Below are 16,145 nucleotides of genomic sequence, written 5' to 3' on the forward strand. Positions count from 1 at the left end.
TACCGTGATCGACAAGACGAGCCGATACGCCAAGATCGAGGCGGTCACCGCCCCCGACGCGTCGGGCGAGGACGTCACCCTCCTGTCGCTCCGCGAGATCCCGGCCACGACAGGCGTCTTCTTCCACGCGCCCGGCGAGGGCGAGCGCCTCGATCACCTCGCGCAGCGGTACTTCCGCGATCCGAAGAAGTTCTGGCGGATCTGCGACGCCTCCGACGTCCTCGACCCGTTCGACGTGCTGGTCCCGGGGCGGCCCGTCCTCATCCCGCCGAACCGCTGAGGGAACATGCCGGATCCGCGCCTGCTCGTGTCCGTCGACGGGGAGCCGATCGAAGCCTCGGTGCTCGGGCTGCTCACCCGCATCGAGGTGCGCGAGAGCGACGCGGACCCCACCGTCCTCGCGCTCCGCTTCAACGCCGCGCAGTCGCCCGACGGCGAGTTCTCGCCGCTCGACGAGGGCATCTTCCTGCCCTCCGCGAAGATCTCGGTGCAGGTCGAGGCCCCGGGCGGCAACCCGGTTCGCCTCTTCGATGGCTTCGTCACGCACATCCGCCCGCACTTCGAGGCCATCGAGTCCAACACCTACGTCGAGGTGCTCGCGATGGACGCGGCGGTGCTCCTCAACGCGGAGGAGCGCGTGGAGGCCTATCCGGACGTCACCGACGCCGACGTCGCGGCGCAGATCTTCTCCCGGTACCAGATCGCCTTCGCGGGCGAGGCCACCGGCACCCGCCACGAGGAGAAGAGGCAGCTGCTCGTGCAGCGCGGCACCGACTGGGAGCTCGTCCAGCGCCTCGCCCGGCGCAACGGCTTCGTCTGCTACCTGGAGCCCGACCCGCAGAGCGGCGCGGTGACGGCCTATTTCCGGCCGCGCGCGGTCAAGGACACCCCGCAGCCCGACCTCACGATGCTGCGCGACGACCCCAACCTCAAGTGGCTCGATCTCCAGGCCACGACGAGCGGCCCTGCCCGGGTGAAGGGCGCGGCGATCGACCCCATCGGCAAGCGGATCGTCCGCGCCGACGGCGCCCCCAGGCTCGACGCGCTGGGCGAGGCGCTGCTCGGCGAAGATATCGAGAAGGGGTTGAAGCAGGCGGGCGCCACGGGCTCCGTGGGCCTGCTGCGCGACCCGTTCCCGGCGGAGGCGGCCATCGCCGACGAGGGCTCCGCGGCCACGGACCGCGCGCTCTTCGCCGTCGAGGCGCGGGGCGAGGTGGACACGCCCCTGTACCGCGGGCTGCTCCGCGCGCGCCGCCCCGTGCTCATCAAGGGGATCGGGCGGATGTTCGCGGGGGTCTATTACGTGCGCGCCGTCCGCACGACCATCGACGAGGGGGTGATCTCCCAGACCTTCGTCGCCGAGCGCAACGCGCTGGGCCTCTCAGGCAAGGAGGACTTCGGCCAGAGCGCCGAGGAGGTGCCCCCGCAATGAAGATGGAGGACCTGCTGCGCGCCTTCGAAGAGCGGTTCTTGCACCGCTTCTTCGGCAAGTACGAGGGCGTCGTGACCGACAACGCCGACCCGCTCGAGATCGGCCGCGTCCGGGCCAGGGTCCCCGCCGTCCTGGGCGAGGACGTGCCGAGCGGATGGGCGCTCCCGTGCGCGCCGTACGGCGGCGGCAAGGACCGCGGGTTCCTCTTCATGCCGGAGGTCGGCGACACCGTGTGGATCGAGTTCGCGGGCGGCGACCCGAGCCGTCCCATCTGGTCCGGCTGCTTCTGGGGCGCACCTGAGAGCACCGGACAGGCCGATGATCTCGGCACCGAGGCGGGCAGCGAGGTCCCCACCTCCGAGGGCACGAAGGCCGGTCCGAAGAGGCACATCCTGCGCACAAAGGCGGGACACCGCATCTACCTCGACGACGACGGCGAGGTCGTGGTGGTCGCGCACGGCGGCGACAAGGCCGAGATCCGCCTCACGAAGAGCGGAGAGGTCATCGTCAAGGCCGACAAGATCAAGCTCGGCGACGCCGCGCAAAAGGCGGTGATCCTCGGCGACGACTTCATGCAGCTCTTCAACAGCCACACGCACCCGACCGGGGTCGGCCCCTCGGGCCCGCCGGCGCAGCCGATGCAGTCGAGCCACCTGTCGAAGAAGACCTTCACCGAATAGGGCACCACCATGCCGCTCGTCCATGACACGCTGAAGACCTCGCTCGAACAGACATGGCTCGTCCCGGAGGGCGGCGCGTTTCCGCAGAGCGTGACCGAGTCGGCGGATCACTTCGCGACGGCGGTGTCGAGCTGGTTCGCCGCGGCGCAGGCCGCGGGCTTCCCGTGCGCCACCGCGCTCGTGCGCAAGCCCGAGCTCGCGGCGGCGGCGGCAGGCGCGCTGGCCGCGAGCTCGGCCCAGGCCGCGGGCACGCAGCTCGCCATGGGCGTGGCGGCGTACATGGCGGGCCAGAGCTTCCCGCCGGGCACCGCGTCCTTCCCGATCGCCGCGGGCGCGGCCGTGTCGCAGCTGATCGCGGTCTTCTCCGACGTGAACGGCTCGGTCTCCCAGAAGGCGCAGCAGATCGCGACGACGTGCGCGCTGCTCGCCACGTCCACCCTCGTCGTCTTCCCGGTCTCGCCCCCGCCGGCGCCGATCACCTGAAGGGGGACACCATGGCCGATCGCTTCCTCCAGCACCCCTTCCGGTTCGGCGCCCAGGGCGGCGTCGCCGTCATCGACGACGCGGACAGGCACCTTCGCGACAAGATCCTCGCGGTGCTGTTCACCGCCCCGGGCGAGCGCGTCAACCGCCCCGACTTCGGTGTCGGGCTCAACCGCGCCGTCTTCGACGAGCTGAGCGATCTCACGATCGGAGCGCTGGAGTTTCGCATCTCGCAGTCGCTCCGCCGCGACATCGGCGACGAGATCCTCGTGGACGGCGTCGACGTCGAGGCGTCCCCCGAGGATGGCGAGCTGCTCGTCAAGATCGCCTTCCGCCGGCGCACCGATCGGCTGCCCCGCAACCTGGAGGTCAAGCTGTGACGACCCCCTGGCTCAGGTGGGCAGACAGGCAGGCATCCTCGCTCTTCCAGGGGATCGACTACCTGGAGCTCGTTCTCGTGCCGGACGAGGAGGCGCCCACGTCCGCCAGGCTGATCGTCCACCTCAAGGAGAGCTGGGGCGCCCCGCAGTTCTCGGAGAAGAGCTTCGCGATCTCGGGCGGCCTCCGGATCACGAGCCTCGGGATCGCGTACGCTGGCGAGAACGGCGCCGACAGGACCGTCGAGCTCGATCTCTCGGCCGTCGGCGACGCGTCGGAGTACACGCTGACGCTCCTCTCGGGCGGCGGCCTGCCTGTGCACCCCTTCTTCGCGTCCGCGACGTTCGTCTTCACCCTGAGCTGCGAGCGCGGCGACTGCCGTCCTCTCGCGGAGGAGCCGCCCAGGGCTCTCCGGCCGAGGCCCGCCGTGGATCTGCTGACCAAGGACTACGCGGGCTTCGTGCAGATGTTCGGCGACTGGGCGCGCGTGAAGAACCCCGCGTGGGCCGACCTCTCGCCCGCGTCGCTGGAGCGCGTGCTCGTCGAGCTGCTCGCCCACCACGGCGACCTCTTGAGCTACTACCAGGATCGCGTCGCCAACGAGGCGTTCATCGACACGGCCAGCCAGCGGTACTCGCTGCGCCAGCACGCGGCGCTGCTCGGGACTGGCCTGTTCGACGGCACCGCGGCCGAGACGCTCCTCTGCTTCCGGTCGTCGAGCGACGGTTACCTGCCCGCCGCGGTCGAGGTCACGACGCCCGCGGGCGCGGGCGGCGCGGAGGTGGTGTTCTGGTTGACCGAGCGGACGCGCATCCTCGCGCACCACAGCGAGCTCGCGCTCGCTGCCTGGCCCGGCGCCGAGGACGCCATCGTGCCCGCGCTCGCGAACGAGGTCCTGCTCTGGGGCGCCGTCGAGAACCTCCTCGTCGGCCAGAGGCTCGCGCTGGTGCAAGGCGACGCCTTCGGCGCGGCGGCGCCGGACGAGCCGCTGCCGCCCGCGCAGATCGTGACCATCACCGCCTTCCGGCACGAGCGGCTGCCCGGCTGGACAGCGTCGCCCGCGGACGCCCCGCACGCCGATGACGCCGACGTCACGGTCGTGACGTTCGATCCGCCGCTCTCCACGGCGATGCGACCGGCCTGGGGCAAGCCGGACGCGCTCCGGATCCATGGCAACCTGGGGCGCGCGCGGTTCGGCCGATCGAGGCAGGACCGATACCGGCGGTCCGAGACGACCTTCGCGCGCGATCGCCAGAGCTACGTGCTGGAGCGGCGGCGGGGCTCCTCTCACCTGCTCCTGCGCGCGCTCCGCCTCTCCCAGGCGCCTGTCGTGTTCGAGGCTTCGACGACGGCCGCGGGGCTCACCGTCTCGTCGGTCCGACTCGAGCTCTCGATCGGCTCGGAGCGCTGGCAGCGGGTGGAGCACCTGCACGCGTCGCAGTCGTTCGACAGGCACTTCGTCACGAGCGCCGACGAGGACGGCTCGCTGTGGATCGAGTTCGGAGACGGCAAGCAGGGCCGCGCCGTCGAGGTGTGGAGCGAGGCCGCGCTGCGGGAGGCAAAGGAGAAGGACGAGCAGATCCCCGGCGACATCGTGGTGGGCTATCGCACGGGCGATCCCGTGGCCGGCAACGTCGGCGCCGGCGTCCTGACGCGCTTCGTGCCCGGTCAGATCGCCGTGAACGACTTCACCGGCCTCCGGGTCGTGAATGTCCTGCCGGGCACAGGGGGTCTGAGGCCCGAGACAAGGGACGCGGCGCGCCTGCGGATCCCCGCCTCGCTCCGCCACGGGCCGACCGAACGCGCCGTCTCGCTCGCCGACTACGCGGACGCCGCCATGACCGTGGAGGGCGTGGGGCGCGCCACGGCCAAGCTCCTCGGCGGGCCCTTCAACGCGGTGCTCGTGCTGGTGGACCCCGAGGGGCAAGCCGAGCTCTCCGAGGGGCTGAGGCGGGCCGTGCACGATCGCATCGACGCGCTGCGCATGACCGGGCGCGAGCATTTCGTGAGCGCGGCGGAGTACGTGCCCATCGATGTGCGCCTCGGGATATGCGTCGAGCCGGGCTCGCTGCCCCACCGCGTGCGGGCGGCGGTCCTGGCCGCGCTCCGGCCGGGGTCGAGCGCGCACCCGGGCTTCTTCCATCCGGACCGGTTGAGCTTCAGCGAGGCGCTGGAGCTCGGCGACCTGCTGGCGTTCGTGCAGCGCCTGCCGGGCGTGCGATCGGTCAAGGCGCTGCGCTTCCGCAAGCTCAAGGTCCCCTCGGACAAGGACGTCGAGCCGCGCATCACGCTCGCCCCGACCGAGGTCGTGCGCAACGACGGCGACGACGACCGCCCGGACAACGGCAAGCTGAAGGTCCTCGTCGTCGGGCTCGACGCCGGGTTGACCGAGAAGGACTTCGTTATCGAGGAGGTCGCCCCGTGAGCCGCCCGCCGCGCTTCCGAACCGCGTATTCGACGACCGGCGAGCCGCTGCCCGGCCGGCCCGTGCTCGACTACCTCCCCGACGAGTTCGCCGATCTCTTCGACGAGCAGCGCGCGCTGGCGGCCAGCGAGCTGGGCTTTCCGCCCACGTCCGCGCAGGGCGATTTCGCGGGCACGCTCATGGAGCTCGCCGCGCTGCTGGGCCACACGCTCGGCGCGTACCAGGACCGGTATGCGAGCGATGCCTTCCTCGGCACGGCGCGCTCGGTCAAGAGCCTTGTCCGGCACGGCCGGCGCCTCGGGTACGAGCCCGGCCCCGGCCTCGCGGCGACGGGCTACGCGCTGCTCACCGTGAAAGAGGGCGCGACCGGGACCGTGCTCCGGGGCCTCGCCATCGGCTCGGCGCCGGTCGGCGAGAAGAAGGCGCAGGACTACGAGACGCTCGAAGACGTCGTCGTGAACGCCGCGTGGGGCGAGCTCTACCCGCGCGATGCGCTCGCGCGCGTGAAGCTCGTCGATGCACCGAGCTTCGAGGTCGAGGGCGTCGGCCTCGGCATCGCGCAGGGGGATTTCGTCGTCGTCAAGCGAGGGGCGACCCTCACCGCGCACGAGGTGATCGAGCCGCCCGTCGAGGCCGGCGGCCGCACCCGGCTCGCGGTGAGGCAGCCCCTCACCGTGAACGACGCCGAGTATCCGGGCGCCGTCGTCTGGGCGAGGCCTGCCCACGATCTTCACCTCTTCGGCTGGGACACGTCGGCGGCGTCGTTCACCGAGGACGAGCTGAAAGGGGGCGAGCTGCCGTCGAAACCGGATACGTATCCGGCCCACGGATACACGGTCACGCCCGCGTACGACGCGAGCGACCTCTACCTGTCCGACGAGATCAAGAGGTCGATCCTCGACTCGCCCGGCGTGCGCGTCGAGGGCGCGACCCCGGCTGCGCTCTCGATCACGGCCGAGGCCTCGAAGCACGTCACGTTCTCCAAGATCCGGCACGTCGTCGTCCAGGTACCGGCGGACCCGGCAGCACCGAACGGCCCCAAGACAACGGTGCTCGACGAGCACCCCACGGTCTCCGTGTCGAGGACGGTGACCGCGATCCAGGCGACCGCGAACGGCGAGCACGTGACGCGAAGCGGCCAGTCGATCCGCGCGAGCCGTTTTCTCCTCGGCTTCGGCGTGAAGGTCCCGCTCGCCACCACGGAGCCCAACAAGGCCGTCGCCTCCCAGCCTCACGTCAACCCGGTCCGCCTCGATCGCGAGCTCTCCGGCCTGGAGCCTGGTCGGCTCGTGGCGCTCGGGGAGCGGGGCGCGGGCGACTCCGGTCGCTTCGAGATCGTGCGCCTGACATCGGTGGGCCTCTGGGAGGAAAGCGGCCAGGGCGGCAGCAAGGTCCAGCGAACGCAGATCACCTGGGAGCCCGTGGAGCCGCCCGCCGCCGGCGCGGCGTGGGCCCTCGGCGAGCTCCGGATCCTGGGCAACGTCGCGCGCATCTCGCATGGCAAGACCGCGACCGAGGTGCTCGGCGACTCCGACGGGAGCACCCCTTTCCTGCGCTTCTCGCTCAAGCAGAAGCCGCTGACGTTCCTGCCCTCCGCGGACGGCGCGGCGCCGGAGCTCGAGGTGCGCGTGGCCGGCGTGCTCTGGACCCGTGTCGTGGACTTCGAGTCGTCGTCCCCCGACGACCGGCACTACATCGTTCAGCGCGACGAGTCCGGCACGGTCAGCGTGGTGTTCGGCGACGGCCGCAAGGGGGCCATCCCGTCCTCCGGGAAGAAGCACATCGCCGCCGCGTACCGCACCGGCATCGGCCCGGCCGGCGACGCGGACGCCTTCGCGGTGAGCCGCCTCAAGAAGGCGCACCCGTTGGTCGAGCGCGCGGTGAACCCTCTGCCGCTCGCGGGAGGCGCGGGGCCGGCCGAGGCCGAGGACGTGCGCACGCAGGCGACAGGCTACATCCGGACGTTCGGTCGGGCCGTCTCGGTCGAGGACCACAGGCAGCTCGCGCTGCTCTATCCCGGGGTCGCGAAGGCCAGCGCGGCGTGGACGCTCTTGCCGGACGGCGCCGAGGGGATCCTCGTGGTGATCGCCGACGCGAGCGGCGCGGCGACCGCCGCCGATCCGGTCAAGGCGTTCCTGCAAGAGCGGCGCGACACCACCGTGCCGCTGGACGTGGTCGGCCCGGTGCGCGTGGGCCTCAAGGTCGCGCTGTACCTGGAGATCGACCCAGCGTACCCGCGAGAGAGCGTCGAGCGCGCTGTCCGCGACGCGCTCTCCGGCACAGCGGAGGACGCGTTGGGCCTGTTCGCGTTCGCGGCCCGCGACCTCGGGCAGCCCGCCTTCCTGAGCCAGGTATACGAGCGGATCGAGCGCGCGCCGGGCGTCCGCTTCGTCGAGGTCCGGCGGTTCGACACGCTCGAAGAGGTCGGCAAGGACACGCCGCCGCGCGCCGTCGACACGGTGATCGCGCGGCCGTCGGAGGTGCTCGTGCTCGCGCCCCAGGACATCGAGTTTCTCCCCCCGGAGGCCACGTGAGCGGCGAAGGCGAAAAGGAGCTGACGCTCGACCCCGGGGTCCGCGACCTGGTCACGGACCTGCTCTACGCGCACCTGCCCGCGCTGTACCGCATCGTCGACATGGCGGAGGGCGCGCGCGAGCCCCAGAAGTCGCTGGCGCCGAGCGGCGCGGAGGAGCTCTACAAGTTCCTGCGCGTCCTCGCCGCGCCCATCGCGCGGGCCCGCCAGAACATCGAGGAATTGCACGCCGACCTCTTCATCGACAAGAGCGCGGACTGGGTCCTCCCCTACCTCGCGGACATGATCGGCATGCGGCTCTTGTTCCCCGACGCCGCTTCGAACCGGCGCGACGTGCGCGGCACGGTCGGCTGGCGCCGCCGCAAGGGGACCCCGGCCATGCTGGAGGAGATGGCGAGCGACCTCTCCGGGCAGATGGCCGTGACGAGGGAGGGCTGGAAGCGCATCCTGCTCGCCCAGGATCTCGACCTCTTCCGCCCCGAGCGCGCGATCGCCGAGCTCCGCCCCGCCACGATCGCCGAGCGTGCGACAGGCCCGCTCGACACCTCGTTCCACGCGGTGGACCCGCGCCGGATCGGCCGGACGACCGGTCGATACCACCCCAGGCACGTCGCGCACTGGCTGTCTCCAACGAGGCTGTTCCCGGTGATGGAGGGAACGGCGCGCGACCGGACGCTGTACGGCGGCGGCGTGCCGGAGGTGGACTATCGGTTTGCCTTCCACCCGCTCGGCGCGGACGTCGCGTTGCGCGTGCGCCGCGCCTCGGCGGAGGACGAGCTCGCGAGCGACCGGGTGCCACCGCTGCACTTCGCGGCTCGCCCCGGCGACTACTTCGATCAGGAGGGCGCGACGGGCGCACGCTTCCTGGTGCGATTGACCGGCCTGCCGGCCGCCGTCGCGGCGCCCTCGAAGGAGCCGCGCGCGCCCAGCCGGCTGCCCGCGGCGCCCGCGCTCGCGGCGGACGCGTGCGACGTGAAGCTCCTCTCGCACACCGCAGAGCGCCTGTCGGCGCCCGTCGAGGTGGCGGTGATGGCCGTGCCGCTCGTCGGCGCGAACACCAACGTACCGGACACCGGTTCGGCCGTGCCGCGCGGGAAGCTGCGGATCGAACCGAAGGGTGGGACTCCGTCCCCCGGCGTGCCCGGTCCGGTGGCAGGTCCGTACGCCGTGATGCTGGCGCTCGTCGCCGACGGCGGAGGCGGCTATTTCCCGGGCGCGACCATCGAGATCGCCTGTCGTTCTCACGACGCCGCCCGCCCGCCCGCGGACAAGCGGCTCGCCGCGATGGGCTTCCTCTCCGGCGCGCTCGCGGTGGATCTGCCGGCCACATGGGTGGTGGGACAGCGGTGGCTGTTCGTGGCGGCCGATGGTAGCGTCTACGACGCGGATCCGCCCGGCACGAGCCTGGCCGTCACGACGGACGGGTTGCGCCTCCCGGGAGAGGCCCTGTCGGTCGGGCCGGGTCCCGCGTGGCCGCCGCTGCCGCTCACCGCCGATCCCGAGCCGTGGCGCAGCGTGCCCGCCGCCGTCGCGCGCGGCCCGGTGGTTGTTCACGGCCCCGGCGCGCTCGACGTCTCCGGTCCGGCGGCGCCCGCGGGCAATGCTGTCGCATTGCGCCTCGTGCTCGCGCTCCGGATCAAGAGCGCGATCCGGCCCTTCCTCCGGCTCGCGTGGACCGGCCCGGACCCCACGGCCGCCGCGACGTGGACGGCGCTCGAGGAATCCGGCGCGGACGCGGCCACCGAGGAGGAGCTGCGCGCCGCGTGGACCGCGTTCGCGGACCTGGCGGCGGCCGCGCCGGACGACGCGGAGCTGTGGGTGCGGCTCGAGTCCGACACGAGGGACATCCTGCTGCCCTCGTGCGAGGTGTCCTTCACGAGCGATCGGGGCGAGGCCGTGCTCATCCATCTCCCGGCGCTGACCACCGGGGCGCCGCCGATCGCGGGCTGGGATCCGGCGCCTTGGTTCGCGAGCGACGCCGTCTCGGTGCGCGCCGACGGCTCCACGTTCTGGGCCGGCACGCAGCAGGTGGCGCGCTTCTCGTGCGGCTCGATCACGCCCATCCGCGAGGCGAAGACGCTCCGCCGGCGGCGGGTGCGGCAGCGCCCGCTGTGCTGGTGGAAGAACGAGGACCCCATGAATCCCCAGCACGCTCTCGCGACGCCCGAGGGCTTTCTGGACATCGATCCCGCGCACGGCCTGTTCTCGTTCGCGAAGACGGAGCCGGCCGCACCGTTCACCGTGGCCTCCGCGCTCGGCGGCGGCGCCGGCTGGCCGCCGGCCCCCGTGACCGTCGACTACCTGGAGGGGTATTCGTACCACACAGGGGCTCGGCCCGACGCGCGCGCGCCCGTGCTCGACGCCGAGCTTCAGGCCCCGACCCGGCTCGTGCTCGGCGCCGGCGCTCTGCACCGAGGCGCGCCCCTCTCGTTCCACGCCCTCCCGCAGTACTCCTCGCTCGGCGAGGCGCTCGCCGCGATCGCCGCCGACGGCGCGGACGCCGCGGAGCACGAGGTCATCCAGATCGAGGACAGCGCGACGTACGAGGAGATCGCGCTGATCTGGCCGGCCAACGTCGCGTCCCTCACCGTGCAGGCGGCCGAGCTACAGCGGCCCGTGCTGCTGCTGGGCAACGCGTGGACGAGCACGCCGCTCCCCACCTACGACCGGCTATCGCTGCGCGGGCTCGTGATCCGGCAGACCACGTATTCCGGCGCTCCGCCGGTCGCCGCGACGCTCCCCCTCGAGCTCCCGCCGGCCGCGGTGATCGAGGTGGCGCTGTGCTCCGCGGCGACGCCGCACGACCGCTGGAGCTTCTCGGCCGCGGCCGCCTCGGACACGCGGATTGACATCCTCCGCTGCGTGGCGGCGAGGATCGCCGTGGCCGGGGCGACCACCGTGACCGTGACCGAGAGCGTGATCGACGCTGCGGGCGGCGCGGCCGTCGTCGCGATCGACAGCGAGGTCCGGTTCGAGCGCACGACGGTCGCGGCGCTGCGCGAGGACCTGGGGGCGGGCTTCGCGGTGGACGCCCGCGTGATCGAGGCGAGCGAGAGCCTCTTCACCGACCTGGCGAAGGCGCGCGACAGGTTCCACGGCTGCGTCCGGTACAGCCGCGTCGAGCCGGGGAGCCTCTTGCCGCGCAGGCATCGGGTCACCGAGGACGTTCCCCTCTTCGTCACGCGCGACAGGACCGATCCGGCGCACCTCCGCCTGTCCGAGGCGTGCCCGCGCTCCATCGCGCGCGGCGCCGAGGACGGCTCGGAGATGGGGGCATTCCACGGCGCGCGCCTCGCGCAGCGGGCCGATGTGCTGCTCACCAGGCTGCTCGAGTACACCCCCGCGGGCCTCTCGACAGGGCTCCTGCGAATGGATTGAGAGACCCTTCTGCGCCGCGCGGCGAGAGGAGGGCTGAGAGGGCGACCATGAAAGGCGATTTCACAAGAGGCCATCGACCCGACGCCAAGCGCAAGGAGAAGTACCGCCGGGTGCTCCTCCAGGAGGGGCGCCTCGTGCTCGACAGCGACGTCGCGGCAGGCGCCGACGCGGTCGACACCCTGCTCCGCGACCTCGCCTCGGACGTGGGCTGCGAGAGCGGCAGCCCCGACCTGGGGTACCTCGCGACGCCGGGGCCGCTCCTCGCGGTGTTCGAGGCGCTCGACGGCGTGACCTTCCCCGGCGGCGGGCTCTCGGCGTACCGCGACTACGGGGTCAAGTACGAAGAGCGGTTTCCCTCCGTCCGTATCGGCGCGCAGTCCGCGGCCGGCTTCGTCCACATCGTGGCGCGCCGCAAGCTCGACAAGGCACGTTATCCCAGGATCCGGCTCTGGATCCGCGCGAACGCCGACGTCGAGGTCAGGATCCACGGGATCCCGGCCGCGCAGCCGATCCAGGCGAGCGACGCCAGCGCGTTCCAGCCGTACGACGTCGACGTGCCGGGGGCTGCGCCCCAGGAGTACCATGAGATCGAGATCGGCTTCTCCGCGGCGGGCGCCTCGAACCAGGCGTGGATTGGCCTCATCGAGGGCCTCGAGCCCGCGGGCGAGGCGCCCCGCTTCTCGTACACGCGCGGCCGGTATTACCTGCGCGGTGTAGCGGTCGAGTCGGCGGAGGACGGGATCTTCTGGGATTCCACGTTCCCCGCGGCCAAGGGGTTCGCCTCCGCGGACGTGAAGCCGCCGAGCGGCAGCTACGTGGTCGCGTACCTCGAGGGCTGGGAGCGGCTCGTCACGCACATCGAGGACCGCGGGATCCTGGAGCAGGCGCTCGGCGGCGCGCTCGACACGACGGTCCGGTCGAAGGCGGTCGGCCAGGTCAAGCTGGCCCTCTTCGCGAGCGACGGCAGCGACCCGCTCGCCGGCGAGGACGACGTTCCCGCGGCGTTCGAGGCCGTCGACGCCGGCACCGGCAGGCTGAAGCTCACGACGAAGGTGACGCCCGACAACCTCGATCCGTGCGCGATCCCGGAGGCCGGCGGCTACACCGGGGCGGACAACCGCTTTTACCGGTTCGAGGTGCACAGGGGCGGCGCGCCCGGGGTCGTCGAGATCAAGTGGTCGAAGAACAACGGGTCGGACGCGTTCGCCGTCGCGTCCGTGGCGAACACGCTGGCCAGCCTGACGCTCGCGGCCGGCGCCGACGTGAAGGACGGCGATCTGATCGAGCTCATCGACGAGACCGACGACCTCGGCGACGACGTCCTTGCACGCGTCGCGCTGGCGACGAGGTCGTTCAGGCCCGCAGAGCGCTCGGTGGGCGAGCTCTTCTACGCGGAGACGACGACCACCGCCGGCCAGATCAAGCTCCGCGACGTCGCGACGAAGCTGCCGGTCAACGTGCCGAACGACTTCGCGAGCAAGGACAAGGCCCCTCGCAAGGTGCGAGTCTGGCACGGCCTGCTCCGGACGGCCCCGCAGGTGGTGGGCGATCCGCCCGTCACCGCGTTCTCTCTCGGCGACGGCATCACCGTCGAGCTGTCGGGCACGGACTTCCGCCCAGGGGATTACTGGCAGCACGAGGCGCGCAAGATCAAGGACAACGACAACGGCCCGTGGCGGGAGGAGCCGCACGGTCCCGAGCGCCTGTTCGCCCCTCTGGCCCTGTTCCGGTACGACGGCGCCGCCGTCCCTCTGGTGCTGATCCGCTGGTACGATCACCAGTATTCGGCGATCTGCGAGCTCAACGCCGACGACATCGCCTACGACGGCGGCAAGGTCGGCACGGACGCCGACACCGTGCAGGAGGCGATCGACGAGCTGTACTCCAGGGAGGACGGCGGGTGCTGCGACGTGTCGCTCTCGCCCTCGAAGAGCGAGGAGGACGACACGGCCCGCCTCCAGAAAGCGATCGACGACGTCGTCGCCGGCGGGACGATCTGCCTCGAGCGCGGCGTCTACCGGATCCACGGCAGGCTCAACATCATCGGCAAGCGCGTGACCATCGCGGGCTGCCCGCACGCGACGATCCTGGGCCATGGCGTCGACAACCCCGTCTTCCATCTCTCGGGCAGCGCGCTCCTCTCGCTCCGCGATCTGCTTGTCTTCGGGCGCCAGAGCTCGGCCCCGCTCGTGCAGATCGAGGTCACCGATCACGGCGTGTTCGACGAGGAAGGCGGCGGGGTCGTGACGTCGGGCCTCCGCATCGAACGCGCGGGGCTGGTGCACCCCGGGGACGACGGGATTGCCGTGCGCGTCGACGAGCCTGCGCTTCCATCCATCGCGCCGCAGGACGCGACCCCGCTGAGCACGTATCCTGCGTCCCACGGCGACGTCGCCGTGGAGGCTGACGATGCTGTGCTGGTCGGGGCCTACGGGATCGTGGCCGAGCACCTGCGCGCGTGCAAGATCACGGACTCCGTCCTCGTCTTCGACAAGATCGGGATCTACGCCAAGGGCGCGCGCGAGCTCCAGATGCACCGCGCCACCCTGCAAGGGTGGCTCCAAGAGTACTACCGCGCGGGGCTCATGAGCGCGACGGACGAGGACCTCGAGCGGATGGTCGTGCACCTCGTCGAGACGGGCGCCGGCAGCTACCCTCGGGACGGCAGCGCCGGCGTCGTGGTCGGCCAGCTCTACTCCGGCTCGGACTCCCGCTTCGAAGGGTGCTCGATCAGCGCTGCCACGGCGGTGTTCGTCGGCGATGGGTCGCTCACCTCCGCCAGCAATGAGTATCAGGCGACCAACGGGCCGGCGATCCGGTTCGACAGGTTCTCCACTTGCCGGTTCAGCGGCGACCGGATCCACAGCGGGGGCGCGCCCGGCCTCTGGGCTCCTTGGTACACATACCGCCTCGAGGTGGAAGGCTGCACGTTCCAGGGCTCCGTGGCGATCGTCTTCACCGCCGCCGCGGACGGCGGTCCATTGCCAGCCCTGGAATCCATGTATCCCGCGGTCCACGACGTATGTATCCACCACAACCATTGCCGGACCTACACCGCGGGTATCCAGCTCGGTCCGGCGATCCGCGACGAAGCGGAGAGCAGCCCTCCCGTGATCACCCTGGAGAGGGTCGACATCGCGTCGAACAACATCAGCGACGCCCCGCTGGGCGTCGGGTGCACGCTGGTCAACCCGCCGCCGTGGGACGAGGAGGCCGCGCGCCCTCTGCGGCTACGCGTCGCCGAGAACTGCATCGACGCCGGCGTGGGGGTGCTGGCGCTCGGCGACGATGTCATCGTGAAGGACAACACCATCCACGCGACCTATCCGCTCTGGGGCAGAGACGACATGCTGGGGCTCCCGCTGCTCAAGGCGAGTCGGATCGGCATCTACCTGGCCGACGGCGGCCGGAGCGTCGTCCAGGGGAATACGATCCACCTGGAGGCCACCACGTTGCCCGAGGAAGGTGGCAGCATCGGCATCCTCTTGTACGAGAGATGGGCCGAGGGGAACCGGAACAACATCGTCATCGACCACAACGCTGTGACCGCGTCTGCCCCGCTATGGGTACCCAAGGGCGAGACGGGAGCCGGGACCTATCGGCTCGTCGTCGGCGGGAACCGCTTCGCCGGGCTCGGGAGCAAGATCGACAATCTGTTCGGCGGCACGTTGCGCCGCAACACCTTCGTGGGCGGGCTCCGGATCGACCTCGGAGACGACAGCGTCGTGTCCGACAACGACGTGCAGTCGAATTCCCGTGGCAGCTCGGCCGGGATCGAGATCTCGAACGCGCGGGGCGGCTGGCAGATCGAGGGGAACCGGGCCCAGGGTTCCATCGTGCTCCAGCCCACGAGCTTTCCCTACGCCGCGGAGGGGGACAGATACGCCGCGTTCATCCAGTATCTTCTGTTCTGGAGCAATCCGGCGAACGGCGGTGGTACGGACGCCATCTCCGTCGAGGAGGCGCGGCGCCTCTTCAGGAGCTACCTCGAGCGCATCGGGCTGGGCTCCGTTGACATGGAGTGGGAGTACGCGGCCCAGGTCGAGGGCAACTGGACGGCTGCGGATCTGGTCGTAGGCCATCCGTTCGAGCCCGTCACCACCAAGTCCGGCGCGTATTCGCCCGCGTTGCCGGATGTCGACTCCACGATCCAGATCGTGGCCAACCGGGCTGATGGCGCGCTGATCACGAACAGGTACGGGAGGCTCGTCCTCGCGCACAACTTCGCCAGGGAATACAGCATCAGTGGATGGAGTCAGGTCGGGCCGATCACGGCCCCGAACTTCGACGCCCCGTGACGAGGAGATCATCGTGCGACCGACCCAGAAGATGAAACGAGCGGCGGCTCTGCCGGCGCGCAACGACAAGCAGCCCGAGAGGCCTGCGCCGAAGGAGCCCGGCGCGCCGGTCAAGGCGGCGCGCGAGGCGCTCGAGAAGAAGCGCGAGCTCATCCGCGAGCTCGCCGGCGGCGCCAAGCTGGACGAGACGCTCGGCCGCGGGCGGGAGCTGATCCAGGAGATCTCGGCCCGCGCGCGCGAAGGCAGGAAGGTCGTCCCCGCGCGCCTGGGTGCCGGCCCCGCAGCTCCGGCCGAGCCGGCCAGGGAGGGAGGCGAGGCCGAGGGCCCCCAGGAGGAGCGCGTCGCGAGGATCGAGGCGGCCGAGAAGAGGGCGCTCGAGGACTGGAGAGCCCTGGAGGACAAGGCGCGGGAGATGCTCGCGCTCCGCGCGCGCCGGCTCGAGGCGAGGCAGCGCGCGCTCGCCCGGTACCAGGCCGCACGCGAGCGCGGCCTCGGGGCACCAAGCGGCCGACTGCAGGGGCCGGGGGAAGGCTGACGC

General features: G+C 71.6%; 10 protein-coding genes. All 10 read left to right on the forward strand.

Features of this window, described 5'->3' with window-relative positions:
- Positions 1–4: 4 nt before the first annotated feature.
- From WMF24_RS42130 to WMF24_RS42175, 10 genes are read left to right on the forward strand one after another with little or no spacing between them, the layout of a single operon-like run.
- Positions 5–280 carry a hypothetical protein gene (locus WMF24_RS42130; protein WP_437733112.1) on the forward strand — a complete coding sequence of 92 codons (276 nt, stop codon included), beginning with the start codon at positions 5–7 and terminating at the stop codon, positions 278–280.
- Positions 281–286: 6 nt separating this feature from the next.
- Positions 287–1,432: a phage late control D family protein gene (locus WMF24_RS42135; protein WP_437733113.1), complete on the forward strand. Its 1,146-nt coding sequence runs from the start codon at positions 287–289 to the stop codon at positions 1,430–1,432.
- Positions 1,429–2,112, forward strand: coding sequence for a phage baseplate assembly protein V (locus WMF24_RS42140; protein WP_437733114.1), 684 nt, complete (start codon positions 1,429–1,431; stop codon positions 2,110–2,112). Before WMF24_RS42135 ends, WMF24_RS42140 begins: the two co-directional genes overlap by 4 nt.
- A gap of 9 nt (positions 2,113–2,121) precedes the next feature.
- Positions 2,122–2,595, forward strand: coding sequence for a hypothetical protein (locus WMF24_RS42145; protein ID WP_437733115.1), 474 nt, complete (start codon positions 2,122–2,124; stop codon positions 2,593–2,595).
- An 11-nt stretch (positions 2,596–2,606) separates the two neighbouring features.
- Positions 2,607–2,975 (forward strand): GPW/gp25 family protein, encoded by a 369-nt coding sequence (locus WMF24_RS42150; RefSeq protein ID WP_437733116.1) that lies wholly within the window; start codon positions 2,607–2,609, stop codon positions 2,973–2,975.
- The gene (locus WMF24_RS42155; protein ID WP_437733117.1) at positions 2,972–5,398 is read left to right on the forward strand and encodes a baseplate J/gp47 family protein; all 2,427 of its coding nucleotides are present in this window, start codon (positions 2,972–2,974) and stop codon (positions 5,396–5,398) included. Before WMF24_RS42150 ends, WMF24_RS42155 begins: the two co-directional genes overlap by 4 nt.
- Entirely contained in the window at positions 5,395–7,932 is a 2,538-nt protein-coding gene (locus tag WMF24_RS42160; RefSeq protein WP_437733118.1) for a putative baseplate assembly protein, read from the forward strand. Before WMF24_RS42155 ends, WMF24_RS42160 begins: the two co-directional genes overlap by 4 nt.
- Positions 7,929–11,309 (forward strand): hypothetical protein, encoded by a 3,381-nt coding sequence (locus WMF24_RS42165; RefSeq protein WP_437733119.1) that lies wholly within the window; start codon positions 7,929–7,931, stop codon positions 11,307–11,309. The genes WMF24_RS42160 and WMF24_RS42165 overlap by 4 nt, the downstream gene beginning before the upstream one ends.
- 47 nt (positions 11,310–11,356) lie before the next feature.
- Complete coding sequence (locus WMF24_RS42170) at positions 11,357–15,607, forward strand: DUF6519 domain-containing protein (RefSeq protein ID WP_437733120.1); 4,251 nt, start codon at positions 11,357–11,359, stop codon at positions 15,605–15,607.
- Positions 15,608–15,620: 13 nt separating this feature from the next.
- On the forward strand, positions 15,621–16,142 hold the full coding sequence (locus tag WMF24_RS42175; protein WP_437733121.1) for a hypothetical protein: 522 nt from the start codon (positions 15,621–15,623) through the stop codon (positions 16,140–16,142).
- The last annotated feature ends 3 nt before the right edge of the window (positions 16,143–16,145 follow it).

It is taken from the genome of Sorangium sp. So ce1335 (assembly GCF_051521615.1).
In the GTDB taxonomy this organism is placed as follows: Bacteria; Myxococcota_A; Polyangia; order Polyangiales; family Polyangiaceae; genus Sorangium.

Coding starts and splice junctions, on each gene's coding strand:
- WMF24_RS42135 (WP_437733113.1), top strand. CDS start 287: ATGCCGGATCCGCGCCTGCTCGTGTCCGTCGACGGGGAGCCGATCGAA.
- WMF24_RS42150 (WP_437733116.1), top strand. CDS start 2,607: ATGGCCGATCGCTTCCTCCAGCACCCCTTCCGGTTCGGCGCCCAGGGC.
- WMF24_RS42140 (WP_437733114.1), top strand. CDS start 1,429: ATGAAGATGGAGGACCTGCTGCGCGCCTTCGAAGAGCGGTTCTTGCAC.
- WMF24_RS42145 (WP_437733115.1), top strand. CDS start 2,122: ATGCCGCTCGTCCATGACACGCTGAAGACCTCGCTCGAACAGACATGG.
- WMF24_RS42170 (WP_437733120.1), top strand. CDS start 11,357: ATGAAAGGCGATTTCACAAGAGGCCATCGACCCGACGCCAAGCGCAAG.